We start from the raw sequence: 23,726 nt of genomic DNA on the forward strand, positions 1-23,726 counted from the left end.
TATGGGTTTAGAAAATGGTATACTTATAAGAGTTTTGTATAAGTCAAGGGGAAGATATGGCACAGAGTAATAATGGTAGAAAACAGACAAGAAAGACCGCTTCAAGGAGTTCAGGTCAAAGATACTCCAGAACAAGCGCTTCTGCCAAAAAAGCGGAGGAGATTGATTATTCATTAAGAAGCGAACTTGTGGTTATTGCAATGGTCGCTTTGACAATTTTCCTTTTTTTATGTAATTTTGGCGTTTGTGGGGAGTTTGGCAGTGCATTAAGCGGAATATTATTTGGCTTTTTCGGATTTACGGCGTATTTTGCACCACTTGTGGCATTGGGCGCTGTTCTTATTTCTGTTGCGAACTACGGTTCAAGTGCTGCACAACGCAAGGTTGTTTCCGGAATTGTCCTGTTCTTTTTGGTTGGGATCATTGCGGAACTTATTACGAAGAGGCCTCAGCAGGCGCAGAATTATGACGTGGCATTTATATTTAATTCTGCCAAAGAGGGAAGAGACGGCGGAGGATTTTTTGCAGGTTCTCTTGCTTATGCATTTTATAAACATTTATCATTTGCGGGAACAGCTCTTTTGCTCCTTCTGATAGGAATTATCAGCATCGTGATATTTACCGAGCAGTCATTTGTCGGCGGTATCAGGAACGGAAGCAGAAAACTTATCGAGAAAACAAGAGAAGACGCCGCAAATTACAGAGAATACGCCGAGCGCAGGCGTGAGATGGTCGAGAAGCGAAGAGCTGAGATACAGGAAGAAAAGCGACTTGCCATTGAACAAAAAGAAGATGCCAAGATTTTGAGGATGGAGAAGAACGTCCGCGGAGTCATGCTTGATACGAATATCACCAAAGAAGATGTCGAGGAAGAGAAGTCCGATAATATCCATATTTACGGTGGGAGCGAAGAAAAGCCCGGAAATGTCTTTATACCGGATGAGGAAGAGTTTCATGATGATATTCACGAGATTGTTCTTAATAAGCGTGACATAAAGACTGATGTAGAGCCGGACGGACAAAGAGTCCTTGTGACAGAACCGAGAATCCACAGTATGGATTTTGGTTCAAAAGAAGAGGAAGCAATTCCTTTGCCTGATAACAGCGTGAAGCTTGTAGCAAAGGTAGCTCCCGTTGAAACTCCGGATGATATTCTTCCGGATGTTCCGATACATGCGGAAAATATTGGAAACGGCATGAACGGCGAATATGCAATACATGCTCAGGATCATATTTCAAGGTCTCCCGGTGCTTCGTCCAAGATCACATCGACTGCAGAGGCTACACATGTTCCGTCAGGTCCCGGTCCTCATACCGTAAATGTCGGAATGGAAAAAGAGATTGAAGCGCACAAACGTGCTATCAACAAGAAATATGTATTCCCGCCCGTAAGTCTTTTGGAAAAGGGAGTTAAGAATAAGAACCTTGAGACGGCAAGGCAGCTCAAGGAGACAGCGCTTAAATTGCAGGAAACTCTTAAAACTTTCGGCGTAAACGTAACTGTTACGGATATAAGCCAGGGGCCTTCCGTTACGAGATTTGAGCTTCAGCCCGAAGCGGGAGTCAGAGTAAATAAGATTGTCGGACTTGCCGATGATATCAAGATGAATCTTGCGGCCAGAGACATTCGTATAGAAGCGCCTATTCCCGGAAAGGCTGCTGTCGGAATTGAAGTTCCGAATAAAGAAAACCAGGCTGTTGCGCTCAGAGACCTCTTTGAATCAAGAGAATTTAAAGAGTTTTCTTCAAAGCTCGCTTTTGCTGTCGGTAAAGACATAGCAGGAAAAACGGTAGTAACGGATATTTCCAAGATGCCGCACCTTCTTATCGCCGGTGCTACGGGATCGGGTAAGTCCGTTTGTATAAATACAATTATAATGAGCCTTATTTATAAGGCCAAACCTGAAGAAGTTCAGATGATCATGATCGATCCAAAGATCGTTGAACTTAGTGTTTACAACGGAATTCCACATCTTATGATTCCTGTTGTGACAGATCCCAAGAAAGCTGCTGCAGCGCTTAACTGGGCGGTTGCAGAGATGACAAACAGATACAAGAAGTTTGCAGAAGCCGGTGTTCGTGATCTTAAGGGATACAATAAATCCGTTGAGCAGAGCGCAGACCCGGACAAGCAATTGCTTCCACAGCTCGTCGTAATTGTAGATGAGCTTGCGGACCTTATGATGGTCTCAGCAAATGAAGTCGAGGATGCAATCTGTCGTCTTACACAGCTTGCGAGAGCAGCGGGTATTCACCTTATCATAGCAACTCAGAGACCTTCGGTTGATGTCATCACAGGTCTAATTAAGGCAAATATGCCTAGCCGAGTTGCGTTTGCGGTATCAAGTGGTGTTGATTCAAGAACGATTCTTGATATTACAGGTGCCGAGAAGCTTCTTGGAAAGGGCGACATGCTCTTTTATCCTCAGGGATATACGAAGCCTGCGCGAATGCAGGGCGCATTTGTATCAGACAAGGAAGTGCAGGCAGTTACTGATTTCTTGAGAAATCAGGGAATAGAATCATCTTACGGAGAAGAAATCGAACAGCAGATTCAGAACATTCAGAGCCAGGGCGGAGGTGGTGGCACCGCAAGTTCAGGCGACGGAGCTTCTTCCAGAGATGAGTATTTCGTACAGGCCGGTGAGATGATCATTGACAAAGAGAAAGCATCCATCGGAATGTTGCAGAGAGTGTTTAAGATTGGGTTTAACAGAGCGGCCAGAATAATGGATCAGCTCTGCGAGGCGGGTGTTGTCGGAGATGAAGAGGGCACCAAGCCAAGGAAAGTCCTTATGACAAAGGTAGAATTTGAACAAATGGTAGGAGGAGAATAAATGGGAGTAAAAAGTGATATCGAAATCGCGCAGGAAGCAAAAATGCTTCATATCAAAGAGGTTGCTGAGTCAGTCGGTGTAAAAGAGGATGACCTTGAGTTCTATGGAAAGTACAAGGCTAAACTCACTGAAGAATATTTAAAGAAGGCTGAAAGCAGCAAGAAGGGAAAACTCATTCTTGTTACCGCGATCAATCCCACTCCCGCAGGAGAAGGCAAGACAACTGTAAGTGTAGGACTCGGAGATGCTCTGAACAGACTTGGACATAAGACAGTTATTGCACTCAGAGAGCCTTCGCTCGGACCTTGCTTTGGAATAAAGGGTGGAGCAGCCGGCGGTGGATATGCTCAGGTTGTTCCTATGGAAGATCTCAACCTTCATTTCACAGGTGATTTCCATGCAATAACATCAGCCAATAACCTTTTGGCTGCACTTCTTGATAATCACATTCAGCAGGGTAACGAGCTTATGATCGATACCAGACAGATTATCTGGAAGAGAGCTGAGGACATGAATGACCGTGCTCTTAGAAATATCGTTGTCGGACTTGGTGCCAAGGCAGACGGTGTTCCAAGAGAGGATCACTTTGTTATTACCGTTGCTTCAGAGATCATGGCTATCCTTTGCCTTTCAAGCGATCTTGAGGATCTCAAGAAAAGACTTTCAAAAATAATTGTTGCATATAACTTTAAGGGAGAACCTGTAACAGCAGGAGATCTGCAGGCTGTAGGCGCTATGGCGGCTCTTTTGAAAGATGCGCTTAAGCCCAATATCGTGCAGACACTTGAGCATACTCCCGTTATTGTTCACGGCGGACCTTTTGCAAATATTGCACACGGATGTAACTCGGTAAGAGCTACCAAGACAGCTCTTTCAATTGCCGATTATACTGTAACGGAGGCCGGATTCGGCGCGGATCTCGGTGCTGAGAAGTTCCTTGATATCAAGTGCAGAATAGCCGGACTTAAGCCCAATGCCGTAGTTCTTGTAGCTACGATCAAAGCACTTAAATATAACGGAGGAGTTCCTAAGACAGAGCTTGGAAAAGAGAATCTTGAAGCTCTTAAGAAAGGTATCGTAAACCTTGAGAAGCACATCGAGAATATCCAGAAATACGGTGTTCCCGTAGTTGTGACACTTAACTCTTTCATTACAGATACAGAAGAGGAAACTAATTTTGTAAAAGAGTTCTGCGAAAAGAAGGATTGCAGATTTGCTCTTGCGGAAGTTTGGGCAAAAGGCGGCGAAGGCGGAGAAGCTCTTGCAAAAGAAGTTATTGATACAATAAATACTAAACCAAGTAACTATGCACCGCTCTACAGCGATGATATGCCAATCAAGGATAAAATCGGTACAGTTGCTACAGAAATTTACGGAGCGGACGGAGTTACATATACGCCTGCTGCTAGCAAGCAGATAGCTAAGATTGAAGAGATGGGATTTGGCAAACTTCCTGTATGTATGGCCAAGACTCAGTATTCACTTTCTGACGATCCGAATCTTCTCGGAAGACCTACAGGTTATAACATTACTGTAAGAGAAGTATATGTTTCTGCAGGTGCAGGCTTTGTTGTGGCACTTACAGGTGCGATCATGACTATGCCCGGACTTCCGAAGCACCCTGCGGCTTATGACATTGATGTTGACGAAAACGGAAAGATTACCGGATTGTTCTGATAGGAATACAAATATTTAGTTTGGAGTTTAGGAGTATATATGAGTGCACAGATTATCGACGGAAAAGCAATTTCACAGATCATTAAAGACGAGCTTAAAGAAAAAACGGCTCGATTAAAAGAACAGGGGATTGAGGTTACTCTTGCTGTAATACTTGTCGGCGAGGATCCCGCTTCTCAGGTTTATGTCAGAAATAAGAAGAAAGCGTGCGAGTACATCGGTTACAGATCTCTTTCTTACGAACTTCCGAAGGAAACTTCACAGGAAGAATTGTTAAAACTTATTGATGAACTTAATAACAGAGATGATGTAAACGGCATACTTGTACAGATGCCTCTTCCTTCACAGATTGATGAGAAGACGGTTATTGATGCCATTAGCCCCAAAAAAGATGTAGACGGATTCCATCCGATGAATGTCGGTGCACTCTGTATAGGAGAAAAAGGCTTTGTATCCTGCACACCCGCAGGCGTCATTCAGCTCTTAAAGAGAGGATGTGACGGTAAAATCGATATAGCGGGCAAAGAGTGCGTTATAGTAGGAAGATCCAATATTGTCGGAAAGCCCATGTCACTTCTTATGCTCAGAGAGAATGCAACTGTTACCGTTGCTCATTCTCGCACAAAGAACCTTGAAGAAGTATGCAAGAGGGCGGATATTCTTATAGCCGCTGTCGGAAAAGCCGGAATGATCACCAAAGATCATGTTAAAGAAGGTGCAGTTGTAATTGATGTCGGAATAAACAGAAATGAAGAAGGCAAACTTTGCGGTGATGTTTGCTATGACGAAGTAAAAGAGATAGCTTCCGCAATAACTCCCGTTCCCGGAGGTGTAGGTCCCATGACTATCGCTATGCTCATGAACAACTGTTATGAAGCTGCTACCATGTTTAAATAATAGTAGAGTTTTAGTGGAGTATTAAGATATGAAATGTCATAAATGCGGCGCCTATATTCCTGAAGGGCACATGTACTGTGACGAATGCGGCGCGGAGATAAAAATCGTACCGGATTTTGAACCGGAAATTGAAAATGAAATAGATAGTACGATGTCATCGATTGCAGGCACGTTTGTAAAAGACGAGAAAAATAAGAAAAGAGAAGTGCAGGAAAAAGATGAAGAAGAGGACGATGTATATGCGTTCATAAGAGATAAAAGAAAGACTGTACTTGGATTTGCCGGCGTCGTTGCAGCTGTAATAATGATTGTTGTTATTGTTTTTATTTTTCAGGACAGAAACGGAAACAGATATATCAATCTTGCGCGTGAAGCCAGAGAAAGCGGTAATACATACAAAGCGGTAGCGTATCTTACAGAGGGGAACAAGAAAAATCCCCGCAATATCAATATTATTTTTGAATTGTCGGATTGTTATCTTGAACTCGGAGCTATCGATAATGCGGTTGCTACACTCAGAATTGTAACAGATTCGGAAATTTTCACAAAAGATTCTGTCACATTAGCATACGAAAGTATAATTTCGATATATAAACAATCGGGAGAATATGATAAAATAGCACAGATTCTAAATGAAGATCAAAATGAATCTGCTGTTGCTCTTCGAAAAAAATATATCCCGAAGCCTCCGGAAATGACTCCGGAAGCGGATACTTATGAAGAGTTTGTATCGATTGAACTTTCCGGTGGAGAAGGAGATGTCATATACTACACCATAAATGGCGGTGTGCCTGATAAAAAGTGTACCGTTTACAGGAGAGCAATCGACTTAAGCGTAGATGATGAATATAACATCAAGGCTGTAGCTGTAAATGAGTATGGTATATCGAGTGAAGTTGTTGAGAATACATATATTGTAGAAAAAGGTGCTGCACCGGATCCCGAGGTTATGGAACCAAGCGGTGATTATACACAGAATACCATGATAGTGGTAGTTCCGGGGGAAGGTTGTACCGTATATTACACGACAGACGGTTCGGATCCCGACATGGATTCACTTGAGTACACGGAACCGATTCCTATGCCACTCGGCTCATCGAAATTTAAGTTTATTGCTTATAACGAAAAAGGCAATCCGAGTGAAATAGTGGAGAGAGAATTCCATTTTGCTTATCCCAGAAAAGTCTCCAAGGAGCAGGCAGTTAAGAGTCTTGTAAATAAGCTTTTGCAGCTTGATGTTCTATTGGATGAAAAGGGAAGTGTACGAGGCGGCGGACGAAATGAATATATCTATCAGAATATCATAGAAGTCCCGGGTGCCGGTGAATACTATAAGATTGATGAAGAGTTTGTTCGTGCGGATGGAACCAGAAGTAAGACAGGAAGGTTCTTTGCGATTAATACGAATGACGGCTCGTTAAATCATCTTGGCTACGATACAAGCGGCAGATATACATTGAAATTGATCAAGTAAATAAAGAAGTAATATACTTTATATATTTTTTTACCAGATAATTGGAGGAGAAAGACTATGTTCAAGATTTTAGAGGCAAATGAGCTTACTACGAACATCTTTCAGATGATCGTTGAGGCTCCGCGTGTGTCAGACGCATGTTTACCCGGACAATTTTTAATTATCCGTGTTGATGAAGAGGGAGAGAGAATTCCTCTTACAATCTGTGATTATGACAGAGAGAAGGGAACTGTTGAGATAGTTGTACAGGCAATCGGTGCAGAGACACATAAACTCGCCAAGCTTAAAGCAGGTGACTGTCTTGCAGATGTTGTCGGACCTTTAGGAAAGCCTTCAGATCTTTGCGAAGAGAGTGTTGAAGAATTAAAGAAAAAGAAGATCGTATTTATCGCAGGTGGTGTAGGAACTGCTCCTGTTTACCCTCAGGCAAAGTGGTTAAAAGAGCAGGGAGTTGAATGCGACGTTATTATTGGAGCAAAGACTAAGGATCTCGTTATTATGGAGGACAGATTCAAGGAAGTATGTAATCTCCATATCACAACCGATGACGGTTCTTATGGAAGAAGCGGAATGGTTACAAAGGCTCTTCAGGACCTTTGGGATGAAGGAAATAAATATGATCACTGTGTAGCTATCGGACCTATGATCATGATGAAGTTTGTTTGCAAGCTTACAGAGGAACTCGGAATTCCTACAGTTGTCAGCATGAATCCTATTATGGTTGACGGAACAGGAATGTGTGGAGCTTGCCGTCTTACAGTTGACGGACAGGTTAAGTTCGCTTGCGTTGACGGTCCTGAGTTTGACGGACACAAGGTTGATTTTGACCAGGCAATGAATCGTATGAAGTTGTACAAGACTGAGGAGGGAAGGCTTCTTCTCAAGGCTCAGGAAGGTGACACACACCACGGCGGATGCGGAAATTGCAACTGATAGATAACTATATAGGAGATTAAAAGATGGATGGATTTGTAAGAGTTCCGGTCCGCGAACAGGACGCTAAGGAACGTGCAACTAATTTTAAAGAAGTATGTCTTGGATATAATAAAGAAGAAGCAGAGAAAGAGGCACTCAGATGTCTTAATTGTAAGAATCCCAAATGCGTACAGGGATGTCCTGTATCAATCAATATTCCTGCATTTATCGAGCAGGTTAAGCAGGGAAATGTTGAGGAAGCTTATCAGGTAATCAGCCAGTCAAGTGCGCTTCCTGCTGTCTGTGGACGTGTATGTCCTCAGGAGAGCCAGTGTGAAGGTCAGTGCGTAAGAGGAATCAAGGGTGATGCTGTTTCAATCGGTAAGCTTGAGAGATACGTAGCTGATACAGCAAGAGAAATGGGAATCAAGCCCGAGGGCGCTAAGGAGAAGAAGGGCAAGAAAGTTGCCATCATCGGTTCAGGCCCTTCAGGTCTTACATGTGCAGGAGATCTTGCAAAGATGGGTTACGACGTAACTATCTTCGAAGCTCTTCATGAGGCAGGCGGTGTTCTTGTTTATGGTATTCCTGAGTTCCGTCTTCCCAAGGATGCTGTTGTTAAGAAAGAAATCGAGAACGTTAAGTCACTTGGCGTTAAGCTTGAGACAGACGTTGTTATCGGCAAGTCTGTTACTATAGACGATCTTATGGAGAAAGAAGGCTTTGAGGCTGTATTTATCGGTTCCGGAGCAGGTCTTCCCAGATTCATGAATATCCCCGGCGAGCAGGCTATGGGTGTATTCTCAGCAAATGAGTTCCTTACAAGAAGCAATCTTATGAAAGCTTTTGATGAGAACTCAAGAACACCTATCATGAAGCCCAAGAAGTGCGTAGTTGTAGGTGGTGGTAACGTTGCTATGGATGCAGCAAGAACAGCACTTCGTCTCGGAGCTGAAGTTCATGTTGTATATCGTCGTGGTGAGGAAGAGCTTCCTGCACGTAAGGAAGAAGTTGGACATGCTAAGGAAGAGGGAATCATCTTCGATCTTCTTTGCAATCCTGTTGAGATCCATGCTGATGAAAACGGCTGGGTAACAGGAATCACATGTATCAGAATGGAGCTTGGTGAGCCTGATGAGTCAGGAAGAAGAAGTCCTGTAGAGGTTCCCGGTTCTGAGTTTGAGATTGATTGCGATGCAGTTATCATGTCACTCGGAACATCTCCTAACCCTCTTATTTCTTCAACAACTGAGGGACTTGAGATCAACAGAAGAAAATGTATTGTTGCAGAAGACAATGGACAGACATCAAAGCCCGGTGTATTTGCCGGCGGTGATGCAGTAACAGGTGCTGCAACCGTTATTCTTGCCATGGGCGCAGGAAAAGCTGCCGCTAAGGGTATTGATGAATATCTTCAGAGCAAGTAATTTGTACTGAATCTTTTATATAACGCCGTCACCTGTATATCAGGTGACGGCTGTTAATCTATAATAATCACGGAAAGAATAAATAATATGGTTGCTTATGTAAATGGTATTCTTGAGAGCATCGAAGAGGGGAATGCCGTTGTGGACGTTAACGGCATAGGAATAAACGTTAATATTTCCGGGTCTACCATGGACAGAATGCCCGGTATTGGTGATGTGGTAAAGTTATACACATATACAAATGTCAAAGAGGATGCGTTTACGCTTTTCGGTTTCCTTTCCAGAGATGAGCTGGGACTTTTTAAACTACTTATAACTGTAAACGGTATAGGACCTAAGGGCGGGCTTGCAATATTGTCCGTTATGTCGCCGGACGATCTTAGATTTGCCATTATGGCAGGTGACAGCGCATCAATAGCAAAGGCTCCCGGAATCGGAAAGAAAACTGCAGAGAGGATTACTCTTGAGCTCAAGGACAAGATCAAAGTTACGGAAGATTCTTTACTTTCACAGGGAGATTCTTCTTTGGACGGAGAGCTTTCCGATGAGAAATCTGCCGCAAAAGATGAGGCTGTTGCGGCACTTGTGGCACTTGGATATAATCAGTCCGATGCAATTAAGGCAGTCAGAAAGGTTCTTGGCAGTGAGAAAGCTGCCGGTGCGGAAACAGAAGATCTGCTGAAACTGGCTCTTAAGGAGATGTTTTAAACAGCCATGGAAAAGAAAAAAATCGTTACAAATGCCAGAGGAATAGATCCTGAGATCAATCCGGAAGACATTAAGATTGAAGGATCGCTTAGACCTCAGAAGCTTGATACTTATATTGGACAAAAGAAAATAAAGGAAAGCCTTAAGGTTTATATAGAAGCTGCCAAGAAGAGAGGAGATTGTCTGGATCATCTTCTTTTTTACGGGCCTCCCGGTCTTGGAAAGACCACTCTTGCGGGAATCATCGCAAATGAGATGGGAGTTCATATTAAGATTACCAGCGGCCCTGCCATAGAAAAGCCCGGAGATATGGCGGCTATATTAAATAACCTTCAGGAAGGCGATATCCTTTTTGTGGATGAGATACATCGTCTTAACAGGCAGGTAGAGGAGGTTCTTTATCCTGCAATGGAGGACTATGCCATTGATATTATGATCGGCAAAGGGCCTACTGCAAGATCAATAAGACTGGATCTCCCTCATTTTACACTTATCGGAGCAACAACAAGAGCAGGAATGCTCTCGGCACCTTTAAGAGACAGATTCGGAATGATACACCGCATGGAGTTTTATGATGTTGATGAACTATGCAGCATCATCACACAGTCTGCGAAAGTGCTCGAAGTTGAAGTTGATAAGGGCGGTGCTGTTGAGATGGCAAGACGAAGCAGAGGAACGCCAAGACTTGCAAATAGAATACTTAAGCGCGTGAGGGATTTTGCCCAGGTAAAATTTGATGGCAGAATTACGGGAGAGGTTGCAATGACGGCTCTTGACCTCATGGACGTTGATAGGATGGGGCTTGATCATACAGACAGAAATCTTCTTTTGACAATGATAAACAAATTTGCGGGGAAGCCGGTCGGACTCGATACTTTGGCAGCTGCGATAGGAGAAGACCCCGGAACTATCGAGGATGTTTACGAACCATATCTTATCAAGAACGGTTTCATAAACAGAACTCCCAGAGGGCGCGTGGTTACTGATATTGCGTATGCTCATTTGGGACTTGAAAACCCCGGTGATACCGATATATAATTTAAAGTACAAATTTGCTTATTGGTTGATTTTTTATGCAGGGAGAAAAGTATGGCATCTAAAACGGATACTGAGGTAATTATCGGGGGAAAAGTATTCACCTTAAGCGGCTACGAAGGAGAGGAATATCTTCAAAAAGTAGCTTCGTACATTAACAACAAGATTTCGGAATATAACAAAATAGACGGTTTTAAGAGACAACCGATAGATACACAGAATGTTTTGTTGCAGCTTAATATTGCAGATGACTATTTTAAGTTAAAGAAACAGATAGAGCTCATGGAAGAACAGCTTACCGAGAAGGAAAAGGAGCTCTACGATCTTAAGCACGAGCTTATCGCTACTCAGATCAAGCTTGAGAATACCGAGAAGAACAGCAAGAGTCTTCAAAGTAAACTTGATGAATCTTCAAAAAAGATTATTCAGTTGGAAACACAGGTTAAAGGTAATAGAAGATGATTTATTGGGGCTGTCTTTTGAGACAGCCTTTTATATGAATATGAAAAAAATTGAACTTTTGGCTCCCGCAGGGGGCTATGAAACAATGGTCGGCGCCTTCAATGCAGGTGCAGATGCCGTTTATCTTGGCGGTTCTAAGTTCGGAGCAAGGGCATATGCGGATAATTTTGACGAAGCCCAGGTCCTGGACGCTATTTCTTATGCCCATTTACACAACAAAAAAATATATATGACGGTAAATACTCTTGTTAAAGAGCGGGAGTTTTCGGAAATCTATGACTTCATGCTTCCTTATGCCGAAAAAGATCTTGACGGTGTTATCGTTCAGGACCTCGGCGTGATGAGGTTTATTCGTGATGAGTTCCCGAATGTTGAAGTTCATGCCAGCACACAGCAGACTGTAACAGGTATTTACGGAGCAAAGCTTTTAAAGGATCTTGGATGCTGCCGTGTTGTTCCTGCAAGAGAACTTAGTCTTTTGGAGATGCAGGCAATCCGCGAAAAGGCAGATATTGAAGTGGAAGCTTTTATTCACGGAGCTATGTGCTATTGTTATTCGGGAGCGTGCCTGTTTAGCAGCATGCTTGGAACAAGAAGCGGAAACAGGGGGCGCTGTGCTCAGCCGTGCAGACTTCCTTACAGAACAAGCGGGAAGAACGGCAAAGAGGAGTATCCTATAAGCCTTAAGGATATGTGCACGATCGATCTTATACCCGAGCTTATTCGCGCCGGAATAGATTCTTTTAAGATTGAGGGAAGGATGAAGAAGCCTGAGTATGCTGCGGGTGTTACTTCTCTTTATAGAAAATACATAGATCTGTATTATAATGAGCCCGGTAAAGATCACAAGGTGTCCGCCGAGGACATGGAAATCCTGAAGGCTCTTTATCTGAGGACAGGTATAAGCGACGGCTATTATCACAGACACAACGGAAGAGAGATGGTTACAGTTTCATCTCCCGCATATAACGGAACTTCCGAAACTGTGTCCAAGATGATAAGGGATAAATATCTTGGATATGAGAAAAAGATAAAGTGCGATATTTACTGTGATCTTACGGTTGGAAATTGTGCCAAGCTTACAATGCTCTTAAAAGATAACAGTGATGTTGTCTGCGAGATCACGGGAAAAGAAGTTCAGGCAGCTTCAAAGAGACCTATGGATGCAGAGAGTATTGAAAAGCAGCTCAGAAAGCTTGGAAATACGGCTTTTGAGGCGGATGAGGTCTTTGTTACGATAGATGATAACGGAAGCGGAAGCGGTATCTTTATTCCTGTCGGAGAGCTCAATGAGTACAGGCGCGAGCTTTGTGATAAGATGCTGGATATTTTATTGCATCCGGATAAAGAGAAAGAGAAGGCTCCCAGTGGGGATAGAACTGATAAATCCGAAGAATCTTTTGTGAAAGCGAATGTTCAAAAGAAAAAAGCGGATTTGCACATCCTTGTCAGCAATAAGAAACAGCTTCATGCAGTACTTGACTATTTGGATGACGATAAGGATTACGATAAGATAGGAAGAATATATATTGATTCCGATATGCTCCTTGGTGATTTCAAAGACAGTGTGCTTAAGGAACTTGAGAAGGCAAAGTCCGGAAATGTTGAGATAGTGGCAGCGCTTCCGTATGTTACGCGAGAAGAGAAGTTTGATGCTACTTCGGATATTTCTTTGCTTATTGATATATGCAGAGAAGGCGGTTTGGACGGGTTACTCGTAAGAAACCTTGAGCAATTGGGATATTTAAGAGATAATAATTATCTTGGAAAAGTAATCTGCGATTACGGAGTATATGTATGGAATTCCCGAAGCTATAAGCTTATCGCAGAGTGCACCAAGGGGGATTTCAGTGTGGATGAGATATCTGTGCCGTATGAACTTACGATTCATGAGGCAAAAGATGTTACAACTTCCATAAAGGCATTTAGTGATGTCCCTGTCACATATAATATTTACGGACATGTTCCGATGATGGTAAGTGCCGGCTGTGTCAAGAAGACTACCGATAAATGCAGCGGAAAGAGCGGAAGCGTTCACAGCGAAAGAATGCGCATGGTCGACAGGATGGGAAATGATCTGATTGTCACGACCAATTGCAGGAATTGTTATAATGTCATATGGAATGCAAATCCGACGGCTCTTTTGGGTAAGATGAAAAATATAGAGGATATGGGCATCTTTGATCATTACAGAATTGATCTTACTATTGAGGATGATAATGATACTGTAGATGTTCTTGAGAGCTTTATTCGCGGTAAAGCTTTTGAAGGAAAGGACTACACAACGGGTCACTATAAACGCGGAGTGGAATGATTTAATGAAATTATACGTTACAGAGATAGCTAAATATGTGATCGCTCTTTTACTTTTTTTGTATACTGCCGATTCATTTTGGGCGCTTACAAAGCCGTATGAGAGCGATAGGAAAATTATATACACAAGGCAGATTTTTTGCATGTTCGGCGTTCAGTTATCTTGCTTTATCCAGATACTGGCAAGAACGGGAAAAGTCGCCTATCTGTTTTTCTTTTTGTTTCAGATTGTGGTATTTGCTTCGGTTATCATGCTTTTTTATGTGATATATCCCGATGCGAATAAGCTTGTAGTAAACAATATGTGTATGCTTTTGATGATCGGTATCATCATGCTTACGAGACTTTCGTACGAAAAGGCGATAAGGCAGTTTATTGTTATTGCAATATCTTTTGTCATAGGATTCTTTATCCCGGAGCTTATATTCAGGCTTAATGTTTTAAAGCGCTATACCTGGATCTTTGCTGCGGTTGGAATCACAGCGATAGGTATCGTTCTGATATTGGGAAAAACTGTAAACGGTTCTAAGATTACATATAAGATCGCGGGAATTACATTCCAGCCTTCGGAATTTACCAAGATTTTATTTCTGTTCTTTATGGCGGGAGCGCTTTATAAGGCAAAAGATATTTTGACACTTGCAAAGGTTGCAGCTGTTGCGGGTGTTCATGTTATCATACTTGTTTTGTCCAAAGACCTTGGTAGTGCACTGCTTTTCTTTATCGTATTTCTTGCACTTGTTTATATTGCAACGAATAATATCGGATATCTTTTTATGGGATTGGGATTTGGAGCGCTTGCAAGTGTTATCGCATATGGACTCTTTTCACATATACAAGTGAGAGTGAAGGCCTGGCTTGATCCTTTTGGAAATATTGAACAGGCCGGATACCAGCTTTCTCAGTCGCTTTTTGGAATAAGCAGCGGCGGAGCTTTTGGTCTTGGTCTATACGGTGGTGCACCGCAGTCTATTCCGTTTGTTGAACAGGATTTCATTTTTTCTGCGATCGCGGAGGAACTTGGAATTGTTTTTGCGGTTATAATGACGCTTATTTGCCTGAGTACATTTATGCATATTATGTATGAGGGGTACACGATAAGAGACAGGTATTACAGACTTATTTCTTGCGGAATAGGTGTGGCATATATCTTTCAGACTTTTTTGACCATAGGAGGAGGTTCCAGATTTATTCCGCTTACAGGTGTGACACTTCCGCTTGTAAGTTACGGCGGAACTTCGGTAATGGTTTCGGTTATCATGATGATGATATTCGAGGGAATATGTCTGATACGTAATTTTGAAGAAGCGGAAGATGAAATCCGCAGGGATAGAGAAAGAGATACAAGGGATTATTATTACAATGAGAGAAATGAGAGATACGAGGAGGACTACTAGAAATACAAGGCCGTCGCGGCCGACATCCATTATCGTGTTGTCGGTTTTCTATACTTTTTTATTTGCGGCGATGCTGGTGTATATCAGTTATTCTTCTACGGTAAATAAGCAGAAATATATAAATAACAATTACAATACCAGGCAGAAAATCCTGCTTGCCCAGAACACGAGGGGAAAGATTCTTTCAAGAGACGGTGATGTTTTGGCATGTACCGAAACGGATAAGAAAGGAAAAGAAGTAAGAAAGTATCCTTACGGAAATGAATTTGCCCATATCGTTGGCTATGCGTCGAACGGAAAAGCAGGCGTGGAGTCTTTTGCCAATTATTATCTTATAAATACGGGAATCGACCTTGCCGAGAAGGTTTCGTATGATTCAAAGAAGCAGAAGTATCCGGGAGATGATGTAACGACAACTCTTTCCGTTAAGCTTCAGGAAGTGTGCTGCAAAGCGCTTTCTTCAAGAAGAGGAGCGATAGTTGTTACGGATCCAAAGACGGGAGAGGTACTTGCAATGGTATCTAAGCCTGACTTTGATCCAAATACCATTGAGAAGGACTGGAAAGGATTTCTTGAAGATAAGTCGGACAATGCTAATCTTCTTAACAGAGCCACTCAGGGACTTTATCCGCCGGGTTCTACATTTAAGATAGTTACATCGCTTGCTTATCTAAGAGAGCATCCAAAGGACTATGAGGATTATACTTTTACCTGTAAGGGAAGAGTTTCGGAAGGCGATAATACCATATCCTGTTATCACGGAGAAAAACATGGTTCGCTCGATCTGTATAAGTCTTTTGCCAAGTCTTGTAACTCATCTTATGCGAATATTGGCCTTAGCGTTAAGCAGAGTACATATAATGATGTTCTGAAAGACCTTATGTTCAATGACAGATTGCCTGAGGATTTTCTTTATTCAAGAAGTAAGGCTAAATACAAAGATAATATGTCAAAGGGCGATGTCATGCAGCTTGCTATCGGACAGGGCGCAACGGCTGTTTCTCCGATGCATATGAATATGATCACTGCAGCGATTGCTAATAACGGAACGCTTATGAAACCTCATGTGATCAAACAGATTACCACTGCGGACAATAAAATTGTGGAGTCTTACGGAGGCGAAGAGTACAAGAGGCTCATGAGCGAAGAGGAAGCAAGGATACTTACTGAGATGATGACTCAGGTTGTAGAGAAAGGAACTGCGAGCAAATTAAAAGGCCTTTCCTACACAGCTGCAGGAAAGACCGGTTCTGCCGAGTTTAATTCATCTAAATCTGATTCTCATGCGTGGTTCACGGGATTTGCTCCCGCTGAAGATCCGCAGATCTGCATAACTGTAATAGTTGAAGATGCAGGAAGCGGCGGAAGCTTTGCCGTACCTATCGCAAAAAGAGTTTTTGATGCGTATTTCGGTATCGGCTGACAGCTTTTTGTCAATAGACTTCTTCTATGCAGAGTCTGTAGTCCATCGAAAGATCAAGCGGAGAATTGTTTTCATTTAAAAGAATTACGGGATGGGAGAGCGCGTGTTCATTTATACGGATCACGGTTCCTCTCTTCCCGTTATTTAATTTTATATTAAATCCTAGCTGAGAGCTTGCTATATGAAGCAGTATGGCAGTTAAAGCTTCGCTGTCGAATTTCTGGAAGCCCTGTGCTTCATAGTTTGCAATAATCTGGAAAGCATTCAGCTTTCTTCTGTAATTTCTTTTGGAAGTCATCGCAACATATGAATCCACTATTGCGATATACTTGGCAAATCTGTCGATGTTGGCACCATGCAGACCGGAAGGATAGCCGGTTCCGTCACATCTTTCGTGATGCTGCATCGCTGAATTAAGTACATGTTCGTTAAAATCACCCATGTTTTTCAGAAAGTCATATCCTATGACCGTGTGCTGAATGATTATCATGTATTCTTCTCTTGTAAGACGCTGGGGCTTAGTCAGAATCTGATTCGGGATACTGAATTTACCTATGTCATAGACAAATGCACATTGGATAAAAAGCATCTGGTCTTCCATTGAAAGACCAATGAAAGATCCAAACACGCCTGCGATAAGAGCGGATTTTAAACAATGGTGAAGAATCATGTCTTCATCTGAAGAAGTCAGATTGTAAAGATATTCCAGAAGCTGTTCACCGCTTGCTACGGAAGAAATTATTGAATTGTAAACTTCCATAAGTTGCTGCATTATGATCGGCTGTGTCGATGTGAGTGCAGCCATCATATAACCTCTGAATACCGGAAAATAAACATTATAAACCGATTCGAATTTTTTGAAGCCTTCGGAAATACGAACTTTATCATTGTGAGTTGTGGCAAAGTCGGCTTCTTCTTTTATTGGAACAGCCATAATGGACTGTCTGGTAAGCCTTTCTATTATTGTTGCGTCGATCTTCGTGTTTGCTGCGACAATAATCTCATTTTTGTAATTCAATATGTTCTCTGCGGCTACCATACCGGGCTTTAATTCCATCCTGGCAATGTACTTCATTTTTTAGCAGACCTCCGTAATACAATCTTGGGGTGTAATTCCATAAACGCGTGCCTTATGATAAAATAATAAGGATTTATGAGCGCTTAATAATAATATACTTTTTCGTGTTATTAAGGTCAATTCATTTATCCTGGGGAGCTATATTTATGACAAAAAATGGATTCTGTAAATTTTATAAGAATCTTTATTGGGATGATAGTATCAAATACAAAAATCTGGTTAAATGGCGTCTTTGCCACAGGAAGAAGCAGCTTACGATCTTTTGCGTGGTGAGGGCAACCAACGGGACCGACCAGCTTGAGATCATTCACAATGCATTTTTATCTCAGATGTATTACAAAGAACATCCGGCATATGTGTACGGAATTGCTTCAGGTTATTCCGAGGCGCTTGATATCGTGGTCAGAATCTCCGATGAGGCGCAGAAAGTGGGGAAGGCCGGAAGGCTGCTGGATTATCTGGACAAAAAATAATAAATCATAACGGAGAAGTTTATGTTGGCGGTTTTTTTATCGATTTTGAAGGTGGCCTGCATTGTGCTGGCTATTGTGCTTCTTATTGCTATATTGCTTGTTCTTCTGGTGCTCTTTGTTCCAATAAGATACAGGATCAAGGGTAATTATCCCGAGACTGTTTTTAAGGAAGGGGAGGGAGTAGATAAGGATAAGGTTTTTTTGTCCGTAAAGTTTTCATGGCTTTTACATATCCTTTCGGGTAAGTTTTTGTATCCGAAGAGACCGGAATTTGTCATAAGAGTATTTGGAATAAAGATCTTTCCGCGAAAAGAAAAGAAGATAAAAGAAAAATATAATGATGAAAAGTCAGGCGAAAAGTTTGGCGACAGTGAATTATCTGTTACAGAAAAAGATAACTTGGATGAAACAAATATTTCGCGGGTTGAGCCGATAGAAAAAGAAAATACGGAATTAAATCAAGAAGTAAATGTAATAACAGAAGAAAAACTTAATATCGATGACGATGAGACATTTTTCGACAAGTTAAAAAAAGTCGCTGAAACGGCTTTGGAACTGATAAAAATGCCAAAACGTGTGTTTGAAAAAAATCGATATACAATATCTAGAGTTTGTGATAAGATAAGAATGATAAAAAGTACTCTGGAAAATGATATTTTCAAGAGGGCTTACAGCCTTGTAAAGGACAAGCTGATACGACTCTTAAAAATGATCCTTCCCGATAAGAGCAGAATAGAGCTGTATTTGGGAATGGGGGATTCGGCGACTGAAGCGGAGCTTATGTCTGTTTACGGAATTTTATATCCGGTGTTATATGACAAACTTAAGTTTACACCTGATTTTGAGAACAGGGCGCTCGGCGCGGATTTGGATCTCAAGGGACACATAACTGTTTTTACGGTTATTTATTGTATTGCGGTTTGTTATTTTAACAAGGATGTAAAAAAAGTAATAAACAGATTCAAGAAGATAATGAATTCATAAGGCAATTCTTTATCGCCCGGAGGAGTGAATGGGAGACAACAATTTTGGCAGCGTGGTTGACTCGCTGCTTAAAGGTATGAATTCAATTCTTGCGACTAAGACTGTCGTGGGAGAGGCTACTAAGGTTGATGACACAGTGATCTTACCACTTGTTGACGTTTCGTTTGGTGTTGGGGCAGGTTCAAGCAACGCTGACAAGAAGAACGGCGGTACAGGCGGATTTTGTGCAAAGATGTCGCCGAGCGCTGTATTGGTAATCAAGGATGGATCTACTAAACTAGTTAATATCAAGAACCAAGATGCAATAACCAAGGTTCTGGATCTCGTGCCTGATATTGTGGATCGTTTTTCCAAAAAAGATGATAACATGATGGATGATAACGCGGCAGTAGACATTGCTTTTCCCGAGGAGAGGAAGGAAGAGTAAGTCTTAGGCTAGGGGGGTCCTAATGGAAAACAAGAGAGAAATTGAAGACATTATCCTTAATGGGACGAAGGATGAGCTTGCTGAGCTCAGACTTTGGCTTTTTAAAGAAAGTGTAAGACTTGAGAATCAGGAAAGTTCGCTTTCCGACAGGTATGCAAAACTTGAGGCTGATGAGATTTCTTTTAAAAACAGAGTGGACGCAGCTGAGAGAAAGCTTGAAACAGCGACGAGACGCCTTGATAACGATCAGGCACTCTTTGAGCAGAGGCTAAAGATTCTTAATAATGGCTTTGATCAGCTTAATGATGACAAGAAAAAGCTGCAGAACGAGTTTATCAGACTTGAGAGGGAGAAAGCTTACCAGAGAGAAAATGAGTATGATGCGGTTGATTTTTTATTCAGAGGAGTCAACAGTGCACTTGCTCTTAAAAAGAGATATAAAGATCTGATGAAGATTTTTCATCCCGATAATATAAGCGGTGACCAGGGCATGGTTCAGCTTATTAATCAGGAGTACAGTGAATTGTGTAGACGATATGACGTTAGCATGATTAACTAAATATAGTCTTCATAAAATCTTAAGTTGTTTGTTATCGCAATATATGATAATGTAAACAAGTCATTGTTCCGTCTGTGAGCAATGACTTGTATATGTTTTCGGGGATATTTGTCAGAACGGGATTTTACGGTTCGACAAAACGTGTATGATGGCATTTTCGCCATAGATTCCAAAAAAGAAAAATTAAATAATCAAAAATTAAAACATTGACAAGAACGAACGTTTGTTTTATTATAATTTCTAGTTAGAACAGATGTTCTAGAAAAGGAGACTCGTATGGAGAGAGAAGAAAAACAAAAAGCACTTGAAGCAGCACTTGGTCAGATTGAGAAGCAGTTTGGTAAGGGCGCTGTTATGAAGCTTGGTGATTCATCGGATACTATGAATATAGAGACAATTCCAACAGGATCACTCAGCCTTGATATAGCACTTGGACTTGGCGGAATCCCTAAGGGAAGAATTGTTGAGATATACGGACCTGAGTCCAGTGGTAAGACAACGGTCACACTTCACATGATCGCTGAAGTTCAGAAGAGAGGCGGAATTGCAGGATTTATCGACGCAGAGCACGCACTTGATCCTGTATATGCCAAGAACATCGGAGTTGATGTAGATAATCTTTATATTTCACAGCCCGACAGCGGTGAGCAGGCTCTTGAGATCACAGAGACAATGGTTCGTTCAGGCGCTATTGATATCGTAGTAGTTGACTCTGTTGCAGCACTTGTTCCCAAGGCAGAGATTGACGGAGACATGGGAGATTCTCATGTCGGACTTCAGGCTAGACTTATGTCTCAGGCTCTTCGTAAGCTTACAGCCGTTATCAGCAAGTCTAACTGTACTGTAATATTTATCAACCAGCTCAGAGAGAAGGTTGGTATCATGTTCGGTAATCCCGAGACAACGACCGGTGGACGTGCACTTAAGTTCTATTCATCTGTTCGTATGGATGTTCGTCGTATTGAAGCAATCAAGCAGAATGGTGAGAATACAGGTAACAGAACAAGAGTTAAGGTTGTTAAGAATAAGATTGCTCCTCCTTTCAAAGAGGCAGAGTTTGACATCATGTTCGGTAAAGGAATCTCTATTACGGGAGATATTCTCGATCTTGCCGCAAGCGTTGATATCGTTAACAAGAGCGGAGCATGGTATCAGTACAATGGCGAGAAGATCGGACAGGGACGTGAGAATGCTAAGTTGTATCTTGAGAACAACCCTGAGATTCTTGCAGATATAGATTCTAAGGTAAGAGCATATTACAATCTTCCCGTAGATGTAACTGCATCTAAGAAGGCCGGCGAGAAGGCGACCGAGGAAGCAGCACCAAAGAAGACTAAGGCAGCAAAATAAATGATTATTTCTGATATATGTGCATTGGACAAGAAGAGATCCAAAGTATTTATAGATGGTGAATTTGCTTTTGTTTTATATAACGGTGAGCTCAGAGATTTCGATATAAAAGTCGGAAATGAGCTCTCCGACAATAAATATGATGAGATTAAGTGCGGACTTCTCCCTAAAAGGGCGAAGCTCCGCGCTATGAATTTATTGCAAAAAAAGGACTATACCGAAAAACAGCTCAGAGACAAGCTCTCTGACGGCTTGTATCCGGAAGACTGCATTGACACTGCGATAGATTATGTCAAATCTTACAGATATCTTGATGATGAAAGATATGCCTGCGATTATATAACTTATCATATGTCTGTGAGGAGTAAGAACAGGATAATCATGGATCTTATGAATAAGGGCATTTCCAAGGATATTATTCATGAAAAACTTGAGGAATTATATTCGGAAGAAGGAGAAGATATCGAAATTTCGCAGATCAAAAACTTACTGATTAAGAAAAAATATGACGCGCAAACGTTTGACCATAAAGAAAAACAAAAACTTATTGCTTTTTTAATGCGCCGCGGTTACGATGTTTCTGCGATAAAAAAGGCGATGGACAGCGGAATAACTTGACACTGTGTTTTATAGAATGTAAAATTTAAGTGTTGTAAAATTGTATTTAAGTGTGTGTTTTTGATGCATACTATACAAAATATTGTACAATGAAAATTGAATAAGGAGGTGCTCCTGTAATGACTACTGTTATAGTTGCAGCAGTAACTCTTGTTCTTTCTGCGATTTTGACTTGGATTATCTCATCTGCTTATCAGAAAAAGGTAACAGAGGGAAAAATCGGAAGCGCTGAAGAGAGGGCAAGAAAAATTATTGACGAAGCACTCAAGACTGCCGAAGAAACGAAGCGTGAGAAACTTCTTGAAGTAAAGGAAGAGGCACTTAAAACACGTAATGAACTCGAGAAAGAAGTACGAGACAGAAGAAATGAAGTCCAGCGTACAGAGAGGCGTATTCAGCAGAAAGAGGAAAACGTCGAGAAACGATCTGAAGCGATCGAAAGGAAAGAGCAAAGTTTAAATGCGAGAGAGGACGCTTTAAACAAGAAGAATGAAGAGGTTACTAAGCTTAACGAACAGAGGGTACAGGAACTTGAGAAAATCTCTGGCTTAACCTCCGAGCAGGCTAAAGAGTATCTTTTGAAAATTGTCGAAGATGATGTGAAACATGAGTCAGCTGTCATGATTAAGACCATGGAAGCTGAAGCTAAGGAAGAAGCTGATAAGAAGGCGAAAGAAATCGTTGTTAACGCGATTCAGCGTTGTGCCGCTGATCACGTCTCCGAAACAACAATTTCCGTTGTTCAGCTTCCCAATGATGAGATGAAGGGTAGAATCATCGGCCGAGAGGGAAGAAATATCAGAACTCTTGAGACAATGACCGGTGTTGATCTTATTATTGATGACACACCTGAAGCTGTAGTTATTTCGGGATTTGATCCCATCCGTCGTGAGGTTGCGCGCATTGCACTGGAGAAATTGATCGTTGACGGTCGTATTCATCCCGCCAGGATTGAAGAGATGGTCGAGAAGGCACAGAAAGAAGTTGCTGCCAAGATCAAAGAAGAAGGTGAAAATGCTGCCATAGAAGCCGGTGTTCACGGCCTCCATCCGGAAGTTATCAAGATTCTCGGCCGTATGAAATTTAGAACAAGTTACGGCCAGAACTGCTTGAAGCATTCTGTAGAGGTTGCTCAGTTATGTGGACTATTGGCATCGGAACTCGGTCTCGATGTCAGAGTTGCAAAGAGAGCAGGACTTTTGCATGATATTGGAAAAGCTGTCGATCATGAGCTTGAAGGCTCACATATCCAGCTTGGTGTAGATATTTGTAGAAAGTACAAGGAATCACAGACTGTTATTAACGCAGTGGAAGCTCATCATGGAGATGTTGAGCCCCAGTCACTCATTGCTATTCTTGTTCAGGCTGCTGATACAATTTCATCAGCAAGACCCGGTGCAAGAAGAGAGACTCTTGAAACTTACACATCTAGACTTAAAGAACTCGAAGATATTACCAATAGCTTTAAGGGCGTTGATCACTCTTTTGCTATTCAAGCCGGCAGAGAAGTCAGAGTAATGGTTGTTCCTGAGCAGGTTTCAGATTCAGACATGATACTTATGGCTCGTGATATTGCTAAGAAGATTGAGGATGAAATGGAATATCCCGGACAGATCAAGGTTAATATCATAAGAGAGAGTCGAGCAACTGATTACGCTAAGTAATGCTGTTT

At 41.8% G+C, this 23,726-nt stretch carries 20 protein-coding genes; 19 read left to right on the forward strand and 1 reads right to left on the reverse strand.

Features of this window, described 5'->3' with window-relative positions:
• Positions 1-56 precede the first annotated feature (56 nt).
• From T356_RS0100525 to T356_RS0100580, 12 genes are all read left to right on the forward strand, one after another.
• On the forward strand, positions 57-2,837 hold the full coding sequence (locus T356_RS0100525) for a DNA translocase FtsK (RefSeq protein WP_035780059.1): 2,781 nt from the start codon (positions 57-59) through the stop codon (positions 2,835-2,837).
• Positions 2,838-4,514, forward strand: coding sequence for a formate--tetrahydrofolate ligase (locus T356_RS0100530; protein WP_026512792.1), 1,677 nt, complete (start codon positions 2,838-2,840; stop codon positions 4,512-4,514).
• A gap of 39 nt (positions 4,515-4,553) precedes the next feature.
• Entirely contained in the window at positions 4,554-5,411 is an 858-nt protein-coding gene (folD, locus tag T356_RS0100535; protein ID WP_026512793.1) for a bifunctional methylenetetrahydrofolate dehydrogenase/methenyltetrahydrofolate cyclohydrolase FolD, read from the forward strand.
• Positions 5,412-5,439: 28 nt separating this feature from the next.
• Complete coding sequence (locus tag T356_RS0100540) at positions 5,440-6,885, forward strand: chitobiase/beta-hexosaminidase C-terminal domain-containing protein (protein ID WP_026512794.1); 1,446 nt, start codon at positions 5,440-5,442, stop codon at positions 6,883-6,885.
• Positions 6,886-6,942: 57 nt separating this feature from the next.
• Positions 6,943-7,818, forward strand: coding sequence for a sulfide/dihydroorotate dehydrogenase-like FAD/NAD-binding protein (locus tag T356_RS0100545; protein ID WP_026512795.1), 876 nt, complete (start codon positions 6,943-6,945; stop codon positions 7,816-7,818).
• 26 nt (positions 7,819-7,844) lie between these two features.
• A complete protein-coding gene (gene gltA, locus T356_RS0100550; protein ID WP_026512796.1) occupies positions 7,845-9,227 on the forward strand; it encodes an NADPH-dependent glutamate synthase in 1,383 nt (460 codons plus the stop codon).
• Between the two features lie 87 nt (positions 9,228-9,314).
• Positions 9,315-9,935, forward strand: a complete 621-nt coding sequence (gene ruvA / locus T356_RS0100555) for a Holliday junction branch migration protein RuvA (protein ID WP_026512797.1) — start codon at positions 9,315-9,317, stop codon at positions 9,933-9,935.
• Positions 9,936-9,941: 6 nt separating this feature from the next.
• The gene (gene ruvB, locus T356_RS0100560) at positions 9,942-10,973 is read left to right on the forward strand and encodes a Holliday junction branch migration DNA helicase RuvB (RefSeq protein ID WP_026512798.1); all 1,032 of its coding nucleotides are present in this window, start codon (positions 9,942-9,944) and stop codon (positions 10,971-10,973) included.
• 51 nt (positions 10,974-11,024) lie between these two features.
• On the forward strand, positions 11,025-11,432 hold the full coding sequence (gene zapA, locus T356_RS0100565) for a cell division protein ZapA (RefSeq protein WP_026512799.1): 408 nt from the start codon (positions 11,025-11,027) through the stop codon (positions 11,430-11,432).
• Between the two features lie 34 nt (positions 11,433-11,466).
• Positions 11,467-13,746, forward strand: a complete 2,280-nt coding sequence (locus T356_RS0100570; RefSeq protein ID WP_026512800.1) for a peptidase U32 family protein — start codon at positions 11,467-11,469, stop codon at positions 13,744-13,746.
• A 4-nt stretch (positions 13,747-13,750) separates the two neighbouring features.
• The gene (locus tag T356_RS17910; protein ID WP_035780061.1) at positions 13,751-15,142 is read left to right on the forward strand and encodes an FtsW/RodA/SpoVE family cell cycle protein; all 1,392 of its coding nucleotides are present in this window, start codon (positions 13,751-13,753) and stop codon (positions 15,140-15,142) included.
• Positions 15,108-16,565 (forward strand): peptidoglycan D,D-transpeptidase FtsI family protein, encoded by a 1,458-nt coding sequence (locus tag T356_RS0100580; RefSeq protein ID WP_026512801.1) that lies wholly within the window; start codon positions 15,108-15,110, stop codon positions 16,563-16,565. Before T356_RS17910 ends, T356_RS0100580 begins: the two co-directional genes overlap by 35 nt.
• Before the next feature lie 10 nt (positions 16,566-16,575).
• Here T356_RS0100580 and T356_RS0100585 read toward each other — a convergent pair whose 3' ends face one another.
• Positions 16,576-17,640 carry an HD-GYP domain-containing protein gene (locus tag T356_RS0100585; protein WP_026512802.1) on the reverse strand — a complete coding sequence of 355 codons (1,065 nt, stop codon included), beginning with the start codon at positions 17,638-17,640 and terminating at the stop codon, positions 16,576-16,578.
• 149 nt (positions 17,641-17,789) lie between these two features.
• Between T356_RS0100585 and T356_RS0100590 the strand changes: the two genes are divergently transcribed.
• The 7 genes from T356_RS0100590 to rny all read left to right on the forward strand — a co-directional run bounded on the left by T356_RS0100590 (position 17,790) and on the right by rny (position 23,718).
• Positions 17,790-18,116, forward strand: coding sequence for a hypothetical protein (locus tag T356_RS0100590; RefSeq protein WP_035780064.1), 327 nt, complete (start codon positions 17,790-17,792; stop codon positions 18,114-18,116).
• Between the two features lie 21 nt (positions 18,117-18,137).
• Entirely contained in the window at positions 18,138-19,100 is a 963-nt protein-coding gene (locus T356_RS0100595) for a hypothetical protein (protein WP_026512804.1), read from the forward strand.
• 28 nt (positions 19,101-19,128) lie between these two features.
• Complete coding sequence (locus T356_RS0100600) at positions 19,129-19,527, forward strand: GerW family sporulation protein (protein ID WP_026512805.1); 399 nt, start codon at positions 19,129-19,131, stop codon at positions 19,525-19,527.
• Between the two features lie 22 nt (positions 19,528-19,549).
• A complete protein-coding gene (locus T356_RS20015; protein WP_051563050.1) occupies positions 19,550-20,086 on the forward strand; it encodes a hypothetical protein in 537 nt (178 codons plus the stop codon).
• A gap of 276 nt (positions 20,087-20,362) precedes the next feature.
• A complete protein-coding gene (recA, locus tag T356_RS17920) occupies positions 20,363-21,436 on the forward strand; it encodes a recombinase RecA (protein WP_035780066.1) in 1,074 nt (357 codons plus the stop codon).
• A complete protein-coding gene (locus tag T356_RS0100615; RefSeq protein ID WP_026512806.1) occupies positions 21,437-22,054 on the forward strand; it encodes a regulatory protein RecX in 618 nt (205 codons plus the stop codon).
• 119 nt (positions 22,055-22,173) lie between these two features.
• A complete protein-coding gene (gene rny / locus T356_RS0100620) occupies positions 22,174-23,718 on the forward strand; it encodes a ribonuclease Y (protein ID WP_026512807.1) in 1,545 nt (514 codons plus the stop codon).
• Positions 23,719-23,726: the final 8 nt, after the last annotated feature.

Source organism: Butyrivibrio sp. LB2008 (assembly GCF_000621565.1).
In the GTDB taxonomy this organism is placed as follows: domain Bacteria; phylum Bacillota; class Clostridia; order Lachnospirales; family Lachnospiraceae; genus Butyrivibrio.